This is a genomic window from Flavobacterium sp. MEB061, assembly GCF_000834715.1.
Lineage (GTDB): Bacteria > Bacteroidota > Bacteroidia > Flavobacteriales > Flavobacteriaceae > Flavobacterium > Flavobacterium pectinovorum.
In genome coordinates this window covers 12,218-29,524 of sequence record NZ_JXQR01000007.1, presented here as the reverse complement: position 1 = coordinate 29,524, position 17,307 = coordinate 12,218, and the positions used below count along the sequence as shown (strand labels likewise).

The window sequence follows — 17,307 nt, the reverse complement described above, 5'->3', positions numbered from 1 at the left end:
TTTACTGGTTTTTTATAAAAAATATAAATTCACGATAACGTTGTAAATTTGACACTAAATTACTTTAATAATGCATCCAACTGCGTTTGAAGGTCTTGAGAAGAGGGTCTATCAGCATCTGAATTCAAAATATTACCCTTTGGATCAATCAAAATAAATCTCGGAATTCCAGTTACTTCATAACTAGTTACAAATTCTGATTTCCATTCATTATCAGAGAATAACTGAATTCCGCCTAATTGCTTATCTGTTACAAACTTTTTCCATTTATCATGATCTTTAGGAACATCAACAGAAATGCTTACAAACTCAATATTTTTGCCATGATATTTCTCTTCAATTTTTTGTAAATAAGGAATCTCAGCTCTACAAGGTCCACACCAGGTTGCCCAAAGATCAATATAAACATATTTTCCTTTTAAATCAGAGAGTTTTGTTTTTCCTCCTTTATGATTTTCATAATCAAATATTACAGAAGGTTTCCCGTTCAGCTTTTTAGCTTTTGATGTTCTTTCATAATCTTGTACGGCATATTGATTAAATTCTTCAAAAGATCTTTTTAAAGCGGCTTTAAATTCAGGATCATAATCTCCTTTTTCGATATTTTCTAAATCCGTTTTTTTCTTTGTTTCTAATGATGCTGCAAATTCGGCTGCTTCTTTACCAGAAGCTTCATTAATAAACTTTTCGTTCGATAAAGCATATTGCGCAAGAAAGTTACTTTCATTTACGCCTTTACCTTTATATACAATCGTTTCGTCAAATTCTTTGGCATTCATCGTCAGATTTACTTCAGAATTTGGTTTTAAATAAAAATTAGATGATTCTACACCATCAGAAAACATATAAAATCCTTTTGGAGCCTCGAAATTGGCAACAAATAATTCTTTTTTATTAATGGGAATTATTTGTTTAAAATTATTCGCTCCTTTAATTACTAAGGTATCGCTATTTCTATTGGTAATTTTGGCCGTAAAAGCAATTTGACTTTTGGCTTGACCTATAATATTCATAGTGCTCAAAATCAACATTCCGGAAACGAAAAATTTCTTCATATACATTAAAGTTTGTTTTTAGTAATTCAAATCTAAAGAAATTCATGGTTTGAAATTTAACAATTAACAAAATATTTCAAATTATTGAACATCAAGTTATCACTTTACTATATTATTTTGAATTTTGTGTTTACTTTTGCAGTCTAAAATTTAGATCATGTATAGAAGTCATAATTGCGGCGAGTTAAACGCTTCAAATATTAATACCGAGGTTACACTTGCAGGTTGGGTTCAAAAATCACGCGATAAAGGATTTATGAATTGGGTTGATTTACGCGACCGTTACGGAATTACGCAACTTATTTTCGACGAAAGCCGTTCTGATAAAAATGTTTTTGAACTGGCAAAAACACTTGGTAGAGAGTTTGTGATTCAGGTAAAAGGAACTGTTATTGAGCGTGAAGCCAAAAACAAAAATATTCCGACTGGTGAAATCGAAATTTTAGTAACCGAATTAACAATTTTAAATGCAGCATTGACGCCTCCATTCACAATTGAAGATGAAACTGATGGCGGTGAAGATATCAGAATGAAATACCGTTACTTGGATATTCGTCGTAATCCTGTAAAAAACAGTTTATTATTCCGTCATAAAGTAGCGATGGAAGTTCGTAAATATCTATCTGATTTAGATTTCTGCGAAGTAGAAACTCCTTACTTAATTAAATCGACTCCGGAAGGTGCAAGAGATTTCGTTGTTCCAAGTAGAATGAACGAAGGACAATTTTATGCATTGCCACAATCTCCACAAACTTTTAAACAATTGTTGATGGTGGGCGGAATGGATAAATATTTCCAAATCGTGAAATGTTTCCGTGATGAAGATTTACGTGCAGACCGTCAGCCTGAGTTTACACAAATCGATTGCGAAATGGCTTTTGTAGAGCAAGAAGACATTTTGAATGTTTTTGAAGGTTTGACAAGACATTTATTAAAAGAAATTAAAGGTATTGAAGTAGATAAATTCCCTAGAATTACCTACGATTATGCCATGAAAACATATGGAAATGACAAACCGGACATTCGTTTCGGAATGGAATTTGGAGAATTAAACGAATTTGTAAAACATAAAGATTTTCCTGTATTCAACGCGGCAGAATTAGTAGTTGGAATTGCAGTTCCGGGAGCAGGAAATTATACCCGTAAAGAAATTGACGGATTAATTGACTGGGTAAAACGTCCGCAAGTTGGAGCATCAGGAATGGTGTATTCAAAATGTAATGAAGACGGAACTTTTAAATCATCTGTAGATAAATTTTACGATCAGGACGATTTAGCACAATGGGCAAAAATTACTGGAGCAAAACCCGGAGATATGATTTTTGTACTTTCGGGCCCTGCCGATAAAACTCGTGGACAGCTTTCTGCTCTTCGTATGGAATTAGCAACTCGTTTAGGATTGCGTAAACCAGAAGAATTTGCTCCTTTATGGGTTGTAGATTTTCCATTATTAGAACTTGATGAAGAAAGTGGCCGTTATCATGCGATGCACCACCCGTTTACATCTCCAAAACCAGAAGATATGGCTTTGTTAGAAACAGAACCAGGAAAAGTTCGTGCAAACGCTTATGATATGGTTTTAAACGGAAATGAAATTGGCGGAGGTTCTATTCGTATTCACGATAAAGCTACACAACAATTGATGTTTAAATATTTAGGTTTTACCGAGGATGAAGCAAAAGCACAATTTGGCTTCTTAATGGATGCGTTTCAATTTGGAGCACCGCCACACGGAGGTCTGGCTTTTGGTTTAGACAGATTAGTTGCCATTTTAGGAGGACAAGAAACTATTAGAGATTTTATTGCTTTCCCAAAAAACAATTCAGGTCGAGATGTAATGATTGATGCACCAGCCAAAATTGATGATGCTCAATTAAAAGAACTACATATTAAAGTAGATACAATATAATTTCTAAAGAAATTTAAAATTAAAAAACTGCAGTTAAAAAATTAGCTGCAGTTTTTTTATGCTTGATAATGAAGCAATACCTATTTTAAAGGAGAAACACGATTTGTAAACTTAAGATTGATGATGAGAAAGCGAATTGTTCTATTAAAAAAATAATTTTGAAGATAATTTAAAAATTTCCTACTTTTTATTCTTACAATAAATGATTCTCAATTAAAGCATATCCATATGTAAATTGATGCAATATAAATAGCGAAAACACTGTGAATCAATAATTTTTACAAAAAATTAACACCTTATTGTCTTTTGTATGAATTTATATGTTACATTTGCTACATTATAAATTATTATTACAATTACAATGCGTACAGGTACAGTAAAATTTTTCAATGAATCTAAAGGTTATGGATTCATTACAGACGAAGAAACAGGAAAAGATATCTTCGTTCACGCTTCAGGAATTAACGCGGAAGAATTACGCGAAGGTGACCGTGTAAGCTATGAAGAAGAAGAAGGAAGAAAAGGGAAAGTTGCTGCTAAAGTAGCAGTAATCTAAGAAAAATATAGCAATTTATTTTTTTTGCCTCTGAATGGTTTTAAAACGTCTCGATTAATTTCGAGACGTTTTTTTTTGCTCAAATCTTAAAAAAAACATAAAATAGGTTCTTGTTATTTATAATCAATAAAAATTACAAACAATCACCCTTTTGTTACACACTTAAATCCTTTTTTAGCTTGTGATTTACAGAGTTGAAAGCTATCTTTGTGGCTCATTTTTTAAGTAAAAAACCCCCAAGATTATGCAATCTGATCAATACAGTTATCTTCCTATTTTAATGCAGTTTATTTTAGCTGTAGGTTTTGTGGTAGGAACCATCATTGTTTCTGGAAAATTAGGCCCAAAAAGAACTTCAGAAGTTAAAGATAAAAACTTTGAGTGCGGTATCGAATCTGTTGGTAACGCCCGTATTCCTTTTTCTGTAAAATACTTCTTAGTAGCCATTTTGTTTGTCTTGTTTGATGTAGAGGTAATTTTCCTTTATCCTTGGGCAGTAAACTTTAAAGAACTTGGTGTTGAGGGAATGCTTAAAATGATTGTCTTTATGGCTTTGCTTTTAGTTGGCTTCTTCTATATCATCAAAAAGAAAGCTTTAGACTGGGAATAATAATTTATGATTTCAGATTTTAAATTTTAGATTTTAGATTGTTTGATTTAGAATTTTAGATTTGAAAAAATAAGTTTCTTAAAAATATAATCGATTTTTAAAATTGATTTCGATTTTCAGGTTTACAAAATCTAAAATCAGAAATCTAAAATCTAAAATAAAATGAGCGATTCAAATGTAAATATGGTTGCAGCGCCAGAAGGAGTTGTAGGAGAAGGTTTCTTCGCTACAAAACTAAATGATGTTGTAGGTTTAGCAAGAGCCAATTCATTATGGCCTTTGCCTTTTGCAACTTCATGCTGTGGTATCGAATTCATGGCCACAATGGCTTCACACTACGATTTAGCACGATTTGGTTCTGAGCGTGTGAGTTTTTCTCCTCGTCAGGCAGACATGTTGCTGGTAATGGGAACTATTTCTAAAAAAATGGCACCTATCTTAAGACAAGTTTACGAACAAATGTCTGAACCTCGCTGGGTAATTGCAGTTGGAGCTTGTGCTTCATCAGGTGGAATCTTCGATACATATTCTGTTTTACAAGGAATTGATAAAGTAATTCCTGTTGACGTTTACGTTCCGGGATGCCCTCCAAGACCAGAACAAATTGTTGATGGAGTAATGAAACTTCAGGAATTGGTAAAAAGCGAATCTGTGAGACGCAGAAGTTCTCCAGAATACCAAGAATTACTAGCTTCATATAACATTTCATAAGATGGCTTTAGAAAATACCCTAATTCAAGATAAACTTACAGAAACATTTGACACAAGTGTTTTTAACTTTCAACAAGAAAGAGATATTTTTTCACTAGAAACTACTGCTGACAAAATCACAGCCTTGATTCTTTTTTTGAAAAACGATTCTGATTTACGATTCCATTTTTTAACCGATTTATGCGGTGTTCATTATCCGGACAACGAAACAGATCGTCAGTTTGCAATAGTATATCATTTGCACAATTGGTACGAAAACAAACGTATTAGAATCAAAGTATTCTTAAACGGTGAAAAACCAGAGATAAAAACCATTTCAAATATTTTCCTAAGTTCAAATTGGATGGAAAGAGAAACATACGATTTCTATGGGATCAACTTTATTGGACATCCGCAATTGAAACGTATTTTGAATATGGATGAAATGATATCGTTCCCAATGCGAAAAGAATTCCCAATGGAAGACAGCGGAAGAACAGATAAGGATGACAGATTCTTTGGAAGAACAACAACAAATTGCTAAAAAATAAATAATTCAACATTATAAAATGTCAGAACTATTATTACCACCAGAGCATAGATATGCTAAAATAATAAAGGAGAAACTAAACGAAGACGGAAGCGAGCTTTCTGTCCTAAATTTAGGGCCAACGCACCCAGCTACACACGGTATTTTTCAAAATATCCTGTTGATGGATGGAGAAAGAATCCTTGAGGCTGAACCAACGATTGGTTACATCCACAGAGCTTTCGAAAAAATTGCCGAAAATCGTCCTTTTTATCAAATTACGCCACTTACAGACCGTATGAACTATTGCTCCTCTCCTATAAACAATATGGGATGGTGGATGACATTAGAAAAATTACTTAATATTGAAGTTCCTAAAAGAGCTCAATATTTAAGGGTTATCGTAATGGAGCTGGCACGTATTACAGACCACTTAATCTGTAACTCGATTCTTGGTGTTGATACTGGTGCGTATACAGGTTTCTTATACGTTTTTCAATTTAGAGAAAAAGTTTACGAGATTTACGAAGAAATTTGTGGTGCTCGTTTAACAACAAATATGGGAAGAATTGGTGGTTTCGAAAGAGATTGGTCACCAGAAGCATTCCGCAAATTAGATGTGTTTTTACAAGATTTCCCTGTCGCTTGGCAAGAATTTGTAAACTTATTCGAAAGAAACAGAATTTTCCTTGACAGAACCGTAGACGTAGGTGCAATCTCAGCAGAGCAAGCAATGGCTTACGGATTTACGGGTCCAAACTTACGTGCTGCCGGAGTTGATTATGACGTTCGTGTTGCACAGCCTTACTCTTCTTACGAAGATTTCGATTTTGCTGTTCCCGTTGGAAAATCAGGTGATACTTACGATCGTTTCTGTGTTCGTAATGCTGAAGTTTGGGAAAGTTTAAGCATTATTCGTCAAGCGTTGGATAAAATGCCGGCAGGAAACGAATATCATGCAGAAGTTCCAGATTACTACCTTCCTCCAAAAGAAGATGTTTATACTTCTATGGAATCTTTGATTTATCACTTTAAGATTGTAATGGGAGAAGTTCCTGTACCAGTTGCAGAGATCTACCATCCTGTTGAAGGTGGAAACGGAGAAATCGGATTTTATCTGGTTACAGACGGAAGCAGAACTCCATATAGATTACATTTCAGAAGACCTTGCTTTATTTATTACCAAGCATATCCTGAAATGATTAAAGGTTCTTTACTGTCAGATGCAATTGTTATCCTTTCGAGTTTAAATGTAATTGCAGGAGAATTAGACGCCTAAAGAATTGTAGAGTTTAGATTTTAGAATGTAGATTGGAAAACCTAAACTAAACATTAAGAATTGAAGAATTCAGATTGGAAAATCTAAAAACTAATAAAAGATTGCAGAATGTAGATTATAGGTTGCAGATTGAAAAATCTAAAATCAGAAATCTAAAATCTAAAATTAAGAATGGAAAGAAAACATTACAAACAAGAAATAAACATGACTGAAGCATTGATGACTCGCATCAATGAATTGATCAGTCATTATCCTGAAGACAAAAGAAAATCAGCTTTGTTGCCTGTTTTACACGAAGTGCAGGACGCACACGACAACTGGTTAAGTACTGAGTTACAGGATAAGGTTGCTGAAATTTTGCACATCAAACCAATTGAGGTTTACGAAGTGGTTACTTTTTATACCATGTACAACCAAAAACCAATTGGAAAATACATGTTCGAATTCTGCCAGACATCTTGTTGTTGTTTAAATGGTGCCGAAAATTTAATGGATTATACTTCTGAAAAATTAGGCATTAAAATGGGAGAAACAACTCCAGACGGAATGTTTACCATTGCCGGCGTAGAATGTTTAGGTGCTTGCGGATATGCTCCGATGATGCAATTAGGCGATTTCTACAAAGAAAAATTGACAGAAGAAAAAATCGATCAGTTAATTGCTGATTGCAGAGATGATAAAATAATATTACACGATAAATAATATGTCACAAAAAATATTATTAGATAAAATCAATATTCCAGGAATTAAAACCTACGAAGTATATCGTCAAAATGGTGGTTACGCTTCTGTAGAAAAAGCTTTGAAAACACTTACGCCAGACGAAGTCGTTGAAGAAGTAAAAAAATCAGGACTTCGTGGTCGTGGTGGTGCAGGTTTCCCTGCCGGAATGAAATGGAGTTTTATTGATAAAAAATCAGGAAAACCAAGACATTTAGTTTGCAATGCCGACGAATCTGAACCAGGAACTTTTAAAGATCGTTACTTGATGGAATTTATTCCTCACTTATTGATCGAAGGAATGATTACTTCAAGTTTTGCCTTAGGTGCTAACTTATCCTACATCTACATTCGTGGAGAATATATGTGGGTTTTCAAAATTTTAGAAAGAGCAATCAACGAAGCAAGAGCTGCGGGTTGGTTAGGAAAAAATATATTAGGAACAGGTTACGATTTAGAGTTACACGTTCACTGTGGAGCCGGAGCTTATATTTGTGGAGAAGAAACTGCACTTATTGAATCTTTGGAAGGTAAAAGAGGAAACCCTCGTATTAAACCGCCATTCCCGGCAGTTTCAGGACTTTGGGCAAATCCAACAGTGGTAAACAATGTTGAAACTATCGCAACTGTGCCTTGGATCATCAACAATTCTGGAGATGATTATGCAAAAATCGGAATTGGACGTTCAACGGGAACTAAATTAATTTCTGCTTCAGGACACATTAAAAATCCTGGTGTTTATGAAATTGAATTAGGATTGAGTGTTGACGAATTCATGAATTCTGATGAGTATTTAGGAGGAATGTCTTCGAGCAGACCTTTGAAAGCGTTTGTACCTGGAGGATCTTCAGTGCCAATTTTACCTGCTGAATTAATTTTCAAAACAGCAAATGGTGAAGATCGTTTAATGACTTACGAATCTTTAAGTGATGGTGGTTTTGCTACCGGATCTATGTTAGGTTCAGGAGGATTTATCGTTTACAATGATACTGCTTGTGTAGTAAGAAACACTTGGAATTTTGCACGTTTTTACCACCACGAATCTTGTGGACAATGTACACCTTGTCGTGAAGGAACAGGCTGGTTAGAAAAAATATTGTGGAGAATCGAAAACGGCCAGGGCCGTGAAGAGGATATCGAATTATTGTGGAGTATTCAAAGTAAAATCGAGGGTAACACAATTTGCCCACTTGGAGATGCAGCATCTTGGCCGGTAGCAGCAGCCATTCGTCATTTTAGAGATGAATTTGAATACCATGTTCGTTTCCCTGAAAAAATAAAAAATAGAGATCACTTTGTTGCTGAACCTTTCTCGCAAGTGAAACATTTAGTAGGCGGTAAAGTAATCGTATAAAAATATAAGCAGAAAGTTATAAAGTTAATAATATCAAAAAGGACAGCAATTCTTTTCAATATTCCGACTTTCAACATTCAAATCAATAAGAGATGAAAGTAACCATAGACGGTCAAAGTATAGACGTAGAGCCAGGAACAACGATTCTACAAGCTGCACGTATGATTGGTGGAGATTTGGTACCGCCAGCCATGTGCTATTACTCAAAATTAAAAGGCAGCGGCGGTAAATGTCGTTGTTGTTTAGTTGAAGTTTCTAAAGGAAGCGAAGCTGACCCAAGACCAATGCCAAAATTAATGGCATCTTGTGTAACAGGATGTATGGACGGAATGGAAGTAAACAGCAAATCTTCTGACAGAGTAACGGAAGCCCGTAAATCTGTAACAGAATTTTTATTGATCAATCACCCATTAGATTGCCCCGTTTGTGATCAGGCCGGTGAATGTGATTTACAAAACTTAAGTTTCGAGCACGGAAATCCGAAATCACGTTTTATAGAAGAAAAAAGAACATTCGAGCCAGAAGATATTGGTCCGAATATTCAATTGCATATGAATCGTTGTATTTTATGTCAAAGATGTGTACAAGTTGCAGATCAGTTGACTGACAACAGAGTACATGGAGTATTAGATCGTGGAGATCATGCTAATATTTCTACTGGTATCTCAAAAGCTATTGATAATGAGTTTTCTGGAAATATGATCGATGTTTGCCCGGTTGGAGCATTAACCGATAAAACTTTCCGTTTCAAATCAAGAGTTTGGTTCAACAAACCTTATAATGCTCACAGAGAATGTACAACTCCGGGATGTTGTGGAAAAACAACAGTTTGGATGTTTGGAGGAGAAATTCAGCGTGTAACTGGTCGTAAAGACGAGTATCATGAAGTGGAAGAATTCATTTGCAACTCTTGTCGTTTTGATCATAAAAATGTAAACGATTGGACAATTGAAGGACCAAGAGAATTTGAAAAAGATTCTGTTATCAACCAAAATAACTACACTCAAAAATTAGAGAAAGTAGAAATCGATACTGAAAAAACTATCCTTATGGGTAGAGACATAGACCGTAAAAAAATTAGTATGGCTGAAATTCCATTAAACACTAACAACAAAATTTCTTAATGATGGTAGATGGTACGTTTATTATAGAGAAAAGTGTTGTAATTGTTGTGGTTTTTGCCATAACAATGATCATGGCAATGTATTCTACCTGGGCTGAACGTAAAGTTGCGGCTTTTCTTCAGGATCGTGTAGGACCAAACCGCGCCGGATGGGGAGGGTTATTACAACCGCTTGCAGATGGTATGAAATTATTCTCAAAAGAAGAGTTTTTTCCAAACACACCTAACAAATTTTTATTTGTTGTAGGACCGGCAATTGCCATGAGTACAGCTTTAATGACAAGTGCGGTAATTCCTTGGGGAGACAAATTACACATTTTTGGTCGTGATGTTCTTTTACAAGCAACTGATATTAATATTGGTATTCTATATATTTTTGGAGTACTTTCTATTGGAGTTTATGGCATCATGATTGGTGGATGGGCTTCTAACAATAAATTCTCTTTAATGGGAGCTGTTCGTGCAGCATCTCAAATGGTTTCTTACGAAGTCGCAATGGGATTATCAATGATTGCTTTGTTGATGATGACCGGAACTTTAAGTTTAAGAGAAATTTCTCTTCAACAACAAGAAATGAACTGGAACGTATTTTACCAACCTTTATCTTTCTTGATTTTCCTGATTTGTTCGTTTGCAGAAACTAACAGAACTCCTTTTGATTTAGCAGAATGTGAAAATGAATTAATCGGAGGTTATCACACAGAATATTCATCAATGAAAATGGGATTCTATTTATTTGCTGAATACGCGAGTATGTTTATCTCAGCTACTATCATATCTGTTTTATTCTTTGGAGGATATAACTATCCTGGAATGAGCTGGATGGTAGAACATGCAGGAGTAAATATTGCTAATATATTAGGAATTGCAGCATTGTTTGCAAAATTATGTTTCTTCATATTTTTCTATATGTGGGTACGTTGGACAATTCCAAGATTTAGATACGATCAATTAATGAATTTAGGGTGGAGAATTTTAATTCCGCTTTCAATTATTAATATCATGATTACGGGTGCTGTTATTTTAAGACACGATATAGCTGCCGCTTTAGGATTCTAAAACCGTATTGTCAGCTTCAAATAAAAATAAATAGATTTAGAATTTGATTTTACCGTCAAATTGCGAATCGTAAATCATACATTATAAAATGTCAATAGAAACTATATCATTATCGGGTAGAAAAAAGATGGTCTCTAATAAAGAGATGACTTTTTGGGAGCGATTGTATCTTGTGGCGATTGTGAAAGGATTATATATCACCCTTAAACATTTATTCAGAAAAAAAGTGACGATTCACTATCCTGAGCAAGTGCGTGAAATGAGTCCAGTTTATCGTGGTCAACACCAGTTAAAACGTGATGAACAAGGTCGTGAAAACTGTACAGCTTGTGGATTATGTGCTTTATCATGTCCTGCTGAAGCAATCACAATGAAAGCTGCAGAACGTAAAGCAGATGAAAAACATTTGTATAGAGAAGAAAAATACGCATCTATATATGAAATCAATATGTTGCGTTGCATTTTCTGTGGTTTATGTGAAGAAGCATGTCCGAAAGATGCAATTTACCTGACTACTTCAAAAGTTTTGGTTCCATCAAGCTATGAAAGAGAAGACTTTATTTTTGGAAAAGACAGATTAGTGATGCCTCTTGATGTGGCAATCAAAAATGCCCAACTTAATAATGCTAACTAAATGATACATATTCCTGATTTTGCACACGCAACAACTGTACAAATTATATTTTGTTTCTTAGCGTTTATTACGGTAATCACCGCTTTCCTGACCATTTTTAGCAGAAACCCAATTCACAGTGCTATTTATTTAGTGATTTGTTTTTTCTCGATTGCTGGTCACTATTTACTATTAAATGCTCAATTTTTAGCTATAGTACATCTTATAGTTTATTCCGGAGCAATTATGATTTTGTTCCTGTTTACGATTATGTTGATGAATCTTAACGAACGCCATCAAGTACACAGACCTAGAATTACACGTTTAGGCGCAATTGTGTCTTTCTGTTTGATTTGCATTGTATTGATTGCAATTTTCATTAATTCAAAACCAATTGTTGGTGATTACGATTCGACCGGAGAAGATTTCCAATCTATTAAAGTATTGGGTAAAATATTGTTGAATGAATATATGGTTCCGTTTGAATTTGCTTCAGTTTTACTTTTAGTAGCGATGATTGGAACTGTACTATTGTCTAAAAAAGAAAAATTAAATAAATAATGGGTAATATATTAAATCAAATAGGTATTGAAAACTACATCTTTTTAAGTGTTGTACTTTTCTGTATTGGTGTTTTTGGTGTATTGTATAGACGAAATGCAATCATTGTATTCATGTCTATCGAAATCATGTTGAATGCTGTTAACCTTTTATTTGTTGCTTTTTCAACTTATCATCAAGATGCGCAAGGACAAGTTTTTGTATTCTTCTCGATGGCAGTTGCTGCGGCAGAAGTTGCAGTTGGATTGGCTATTTTAGTTTCGATCTTTAGAAATTTAGGTTCGATTAGTATCGATAATTTAAAAAATTTAAAAGGATAAATGGAAATGGATACCAATTTAGCTTTAGTTTTAGTATTAGCTCCTTTTTTAGGATTTTTAATCAATGTTTTCTTTGGAAAAACTTTAGGGAAAACAGCTTCCGGAATTATTGGAACTGTTTCTGTTTTAGTTTCTTTTCTTGTTACAATTTTCTTTTTCAATCAACTTGCTCAAACTGAAAAAGCCATTCAAATAACTTTATTTGACTGGATTCAGATCAGTAACTTACATATCAATCTTGGATTTTTATTAGATCAACTATCTCTGCTTTGGTTGCTTTTTGTAACAGGTATTGGATCTTTGATTCATTTATATTCTATTAGTTATATGCATGATGATGAAAATATGCACAAATTTTTTGCTTATTTAAATCTGTTCGTGTTTTTCATGATTACTCTTGTAATTGGAAGTAACTTACTAGTTTTATTCATTGGTTGGGAAGGTGTTGGACTTTGCTCGTATTTATTAATTGGATTTTGGTATAAAAACCAGGATTATAATGATGCTGCGAAAAAAGCTTTCATCATGAACAGAATTGGAGATTTAGGTTTATTAATCGGAATGTTCATTATTGGTTCAATGTTCTCAACTTTAGATTATGCTACTTTAAAAACAGCAATTGCGGGAGCAACAAACTTGAATTTACCATTGCTTTCATTGGCAGCTTTATGCTTGTTTATTGGAGCTTGTGGTAAATCAGCACAAATTCCGTTATATACTTGGTTACCTGATGCTATGGCAGGACCAACACCGGTTTCAGCATTAATTCACGCTGCAACAATGGTTACTGCCGGTATTTTTATGGTAACGAGATTAAACTTTGTATTTGATTTAGCACCAGACGTTCAAACTGTAATTGCAGTTGTTGGAGCTGTAACTTCATTAGTTGCTGCAACAATTGGTTTAGTTCAGACAGATATTAAAAAGGTTTTGGCCTACTCTACCGTTTCTCAATTAGGATTAATGTTTTTAGCCTTGGGATTAGGTGCTTATGAAGTTGCCGTTTTCCACGTAATCACTCATGCATTCTTTAAAGCTTGTTTGTTCTTAGGTTCAGGATCTGTTATTCACGGTTTACACGGAGAACAGGATATGCGCAAAATGGGTGGATTGCGTAAAGCAATGCCTGTAACTTTCTGGACGATGTTAATTTCATCATTAGCCATTTCTGGTGTTCCATTTTTCTCAGGTTTCTTTTCTAAAGATGAAATCTTAATGACCGCTTTCCACAATAGTATTCCATTATATGTGATTGGATCTATTGCTTCAATCATGACGGCTTTTTATATGTTTAGATTAATGTTTTTAACTTTCTTTAAAGATTTTAGAGGAACTGAAGAACAAAAACATCATTTACATGAAAGTGACGGTTTAATTACTTTTCCTTTAATGATTCTTGCAGTCTTAGCTACTTTTGGCGGATTAATTAGTTTGCCTGGAAATAGTTGGTTAAACGAATATTTGGCTCCACTTTTTACAAAAGCTGCAGGCGAAGAACATCATTTGGGAACTACAGAATATACCTTAATGGGAGTTGCTGTTTTAGGCGGATTATTAGGAATCTTAATTGCTTACATCAAATACTTCAAACAAGATAATGTTCCTGAAGCAGATGAAAACATTACTGGTTTAACAAAAGTACTTTACAACAAATATTATGTAGATGAAATTTACGATGCCATATTTGTTCGTTCTATCAACGTATTGTCAAGATTCTTCAGAGACTATATCGAGACTGGTCTATCATCACTTGTATTCGGATTAGGAAAAGTAACCAATGAAATAGGCTTTCAAGGTAAAAAATTACAAAACGGAAGCATCGGATTATATCTTTTTGCCTTTGTTTTAGGTCTTTGCGCCATTGTTTCCTATATATTTTTAGCTAAATAATTTAACAACTATGAACGTTTCTCTTATATTAATTATTCTTTTAATTGGTGCATTTGCCACTTATTTTGTTGGTGACAAACTAGCTTCAAAAGTTGCTTTGTTCTTTAGTTTAGCGGCTTTAGGCTGTTCTTTAGTATTGTTAAGTCATTTTAATGCAGGCGAAAACATTAGTTTCATCAACGCCTGGATTACACAACCTAAAATTTCATTCGTTTTAAATGCTGACGGATTAGCAATTGCAATGCTTTTGTTAACTGTTGCACTAACGCCAATCATTATATTTTCCTCTTTTGGAAATGAATATAAAAATGCTAAAGGTTTTTATGCTTTAATCTTATTTATGGCCTTTGCTATGACAGGAACTTTCCTTGCGGCAGATGGACTTTTATATTATATTTTTTGGGAATTATCACTTATTCCTATATATTTTATTGCCCTTATTTGGGGGAATGGTGATGCTGAAGAACGCAGAAAAGCAGTTGTAAAATTCTTTATTTACACACTTGCAGGATCTTTATTTATGTTGATTGGTTTTATCTATTTATATACAAAAGCAAAAAGCTTCCTTATCGAAGATTTATACAAATTGAATTTATCTGCTTGTGAGCAATTATGGATTTTCCTTGCATTCTTTTTAGCTTATGCTATTAAAATTCCAATCATTCCATTTCATACATGGCAGGCAAGCGTTTACCAAAAAGCACCAACAGTTGGAACAATGCTTTTATCTGGTATTATGCTAAAAATGGGATTGTATAGTGTTATTCGTTGGCAATTGCCAATTGCGCCACTTGCAGCAAAAGAATATATGAACATTTTTATTGCTTTGGGAATCGCTGGAGTTATCTACGGATCTATTGTTGCTTTAAGACAAAAAGATTTAAAAAAATTATTGGCTTATTCATCATTAGCACACGTTGGGTTAATTGCTGCCGGAACTTACACTTTAACAATTGACGGTTTACGCGGAGCAGTTTTACAAATGATTGCTCACGGTTTTGTTGTAGTTGGTTTATTCTTTGCTGCTGAGATTATCTTTAGAAGATTTGAAACAAGAGAAATTGGTGCAATGGGCGGAATTCGTATTCAATCTCCAAAATTCACTTCAATGTTTTTGATTTTGGTTTTAGCCTCAGTTGCTTTACCAAGTACTTTTAACTTCGTTGGAGAATTTACAGTTTTGTATAGTCTGTCTCAAATTAATGTTTGGTTTGCTGTTTTAGGCGGAACAACAATTATTTTAGGAGCTTATTATATGCTTAAAATGTTTCAGAATGTAATGTTGGGAGATACAAATTCTAAAACTTTTGCAGATGTTTCTGTTAATGAAGGAATATCATTTGTAGTAATTATTGCGGTTTTAATATTCTTCGGATTTTATCCAAAACCAATTACAGATTTGATAACACCAAGTTTAGAAACTATCTTAAACGTTATCAATAAAAATTAATATTTTAAATAAAAATAAATTAGGGCATCATTAGTTTTCGGTTTCCTAAATCAAAAAAACAAAAATGAATACATTAATAGCTATAACAGGATTGGGTATTTTCTGCCTATTATTTGAAATTCTTAATTTAAGAAAAGCCATTATTCCATTTACGATAATTGGATTACTGGCTGTTTTGGCACTTAATTTTTCAGAATTCGGCACAACAGAAAGTTATTATAATAACATGATTACAGTGAGTAAATTCTCTACTGCTTTTTCATCGTTGTTTATTATTCTGACCATTTTCCTGGTAGCGCTAAGTCATAATTTTTATGAAAACCATCCCACTAAAATCTCAGATTTTATTGCTATAAAAATATTTTTATTAGCTGGAGGTGTAGCAATGGTATCTTTTGGCAATCTGGCTATGTTTTTCTTAGGAATCGAAATTCTATCTATTGCATTATATGTTTTAGCAGCAAGTGACCGTTTGAATTTAAAGAGTAACGAAGCTGGTATGAAATACTTTTTGATGGGATCTTTTGCATCAGGAATTATTTTATTTGGAATTTGTTTGATTTACGGAGCAATGGGAAGTTTTGATGTTGCCGAAATTCACGAGAGTTCATTGTCAGCAGAATTACCAATCTGGTTTCCTATCGGAATGATCTTAATGATTATTGGTATGTTCTTTAAAATAGCAGCAGTTCCATTTCACTTTTGGGCTCCGGATGTTTATGAAGGTTCTCCTGCCCTCACAACTGCTTTAATGAGCACACTTGCAAAAGTTATTGCCATCGCAACATTATACAAATTAATTGAAGGATTGAATTTAATTCCGTCGCTTGAAAATCAGGAACTTTTAGGAACCTTTGAAAATATCGTCGTAATTGTATCTATTGCATCAATGACTGTTGGAAACATTATGGCGTTACGCCAGGTAAATGTAAAACGTATGCTTGCATTCTCAGGAATTTCGCATGCCGGTTTCATGTTAATGACTTTCTTGAGTATTTCAACTTCTGCGGGTGTATTATTATATTATACTGCAGCCTACGCTTTAGCGGGAATTGCATCTTTTAGTGTTATCTTATATGTTTGCAAAAATCAGGATAACGAAGATATTACCAACTTCCACGGTCTTGGAAAAACGAATCCATTATTGGCTGCTATTTTAACAGGATCATTGTTATCTATGGCTGGTATTCCAATTTTTTCAGGTTTTTTTGCTAAATTATTCTTGTTTGACCAAACAATTCAGGCTGGTTATATAGCATTGGTAATTGTAGCAGTTATTAATTCAATTATTAGTGTTGGATACTATTTTAAACTAATTCTGGCAATGTATTCTAAAGAAGCTAATGAAGAACGTACAGGAAAACCATTTCTTATATATGCTGTTGCTGTAATCTCTATTGCATTAAACATTGTACTTGGATTATTTCCTTCATTAGTTTTAGATTTATTGAGATAAAAAATTCATTAAAAAATATATAGAAAATCCATTCTCTTAACGAATGGATTTTTTATTTTAAGATAAATTTATTCCGAAGAAAAAATCATGTTAAAAAAAATGAAGAACTAATTGCACATCAAAAAAACTCCAT

Annotated in this window: 17 protein-coding genes; 16 read left to right on the top strand and 1 reads right to left on the bottom strand. The window is 33.7% G+C overall.

All coding sequences use genetic code 11. The features are described 5' to 3' along the window. Nucleotides 1-59 precede the first annotated feature (59 nt). Nucleotides 60-1,055 (bottom strand): TlpA disulfide reductase family protein, encoded by a 996-nt coding sequence (locus RT99_RS03015; RefSeq protein WP_042563259.1) that lies wholly within the window; start codon nt 1,053-1,055, stop codon nt 60-62. A 157-nt stretch (nt 1,056-1,212) separates the two neighbouring features. Between RT99_RS03015 and aspS the strand changes: the two genes are divergently transcribed. The 16 genes from aspS (at nt 1,213) to RT99_RS02935 (ending at nt 17,174) form a co-directional block, all read left to right on the top strand. Further along, a complete protein-coding gene (gene aspS, locus RT99_RS03010) occupies nt 1,213-2,964 on the top strand; it encodes an aspartate--tRNA ligase (protein WP_042563258.1) in 1,752 nt (583 codons plus the stop codon). Between the two features lie 361 nt (nt 2,965-3,325). Continuing rightward, complete coding sequence (locus RT99_RS03005) at nt 3,326-3,520, top strand: cold-shock protein (protein WP_007137066.1); 195 nt, start codon at nt 3,326-3,328, stop codon at nt 3,518-3,520. A 244-nt stretch (nt 3,521-3,764) separates the two neighbouring features. Continuing rightward, nucleotides 3,765-4,130, top strand: a complete 366-nt coding sequence (locus RT99_RS03000) for an NADH-quinone oxidoreductase subunit A (protein ID WP_042563257.1) — start codon at nt 3,765-3,767, stop codon at nt 4,128-4,130. 162 nt (nt 4,131-4,292) lie between these two features. Next, nucleotides 4,293-4,841 carry an NADH-quinone oxidoreductase subunit B gene (locus RT99_RS02995; protein WP_042563256.1) on the top strand — a complete coding sequence of 183 codons (549 nt, stop codon included), beginning with the start codon at nt 4,293-4,295 and terminating at the stop codon, nt 4,839-4,841. A gap of 1 nt (nt 4,842) precedes the next feature. Next, on the top strand, nt 4,843-5,364 hold the full coding sequence (locus RT99_RS02990; RefSeq protein ID WP_042563255.1) for an NADH-quinone oxidoreductase subunit C: 522 nt from the start codon (nt 4,843-4,845) through the stop codon (nt 5,362-5,364). 25 nt (nt 5,365-5,389) lie between these two features. Next, nucleotides 5,390-6,628, top strand: a complete 1,239-nt coding sequence (locus RT99_RS02985) for an NADH-quinone oxidoreductase subunit D (protein ID WP_042563254.1) — start codon at nt 5,390-5,392, stop codon at nt 6,626-6,628. Between the two features lie 171 nt (nt 6,629-6,799). Then, nucleotides 6,800-7,330, top strand: coding sequence for an NAD(P)H-dependent oxidoreductase subunit E (locus RT99_RS02980; RefSeq protein WP_026982598.1), 531 nt, complete (start codon nt 6,800-6,802; stop codon nt 7,328-7,330). Between the two features lies 1 nt (nt 7,331). After that, entirely contained in the window at nt 7,332-8,702 is a 1,371-nt protein-coding gene (gene nuoF / locus RT99_RS02975; protein ID WP_042563253.1) for an NADH-quinone oxidoreductase subunit NuoF, read from the top strand. Nucleotides 8,703-8,794: 92 nt separating this feature from the next. After that, entirely contained in the window at nt 8,795-9,826 is a 1,032-nt protein-coding gene (locus RT99_RS02970) for a 2Fe-2S iron-sulfur cluster-binding protein (protein WP_042563252.1), read from the top strand. Continuing rightward, on the top strand, nt 9,826-10,884 hold the full coding sequence (gene nuoH / locus RT99_RS02965) for an NADH-quinone oxidoreductase subunit NuoH (protein WP_207384878.1): 1,059 nt from the start codon (nt 9,826-9,828) through the stop codon (nt 10,882-10,884). Before RT99_RS02970 ends, nuoH begins: the two co-directional genes overlap by 1 nt. A gap of 88 nt (nt 10,885-10,972) precedes the next feature. Then, nucleotides 10,973-11,518, top strand: a complete 546-nt coding sequence (locus RT99_RS02960) for an NADH-quinone oxidoreductase subunit I (protein ID WP_042563251.1) — start codon at nt 10,973-10,975, stop codon at nt 11,516-11,518. Continuing rightward, the gene (locus RT99_RS02955) at nt 11,519-12,058 is read left to right on the top strand and encodes an NADH-quinone oxidoreductase subunit J (RefSeq protein ID WP_042563250.1); all 540 of its coding nucleotides are present in this window, start codon (nt 11,519-11,521) and stop codon (nt 12,056-12,058) included. Next, entirely contained in the window at nt 12,058-12,378 is a 321-nt protein-coding gene (nuoK, locus tag RT99_RS02950) for an NADH-quinone oxidoreductase subunit NuoK (protein WP_026982591.1), read from the top strand. Before RT99_RS02955 ends, nuoK begins: the two co-directional genes overlap by 1 nt. 6 nt (nt 12,379-12,384) lie before the next feature. Then, nucleotides 12,385-14,268, top strand: a complete 1,884-nt coding sequence (gene nuoL / locus RT99_RS02945; RefSeq protein WP_042563408.1) for an NADH-quinone oxidoreductase subunit L — start codon at nt 12,385-12,387, stop codon at nt 14,266-14,268. A 10-nt stretch (nt 14,269-14,278) separates the two neighbouring features. Further along, nucleotides 14,279-15,718, top strand: coding sequence for a NuoM family protein (locus RT99_RS02940; RefSeq protein ID WP_042563249.1), 1,440 nt, complete (start codon nt 14,279-14,281; stop codon nt 15,716-15,718). 64 nt (nt 15,719-15,782) lie between these two features. Next, nucleotides 15,783-17,174 (top strand): NADH-quinone oxidoreductase subunit N, encoded by a 1,392-nt coding sequence (locus RT99_RS02935; protein ID WP_042563248.1) that lies wholly within the window; start codon nt 15,783-15,785, stop codon nt 17,172-17,174. The last annotated feature ends 133 nt before the right edge of the window (nt 17,175-17,307 follow it).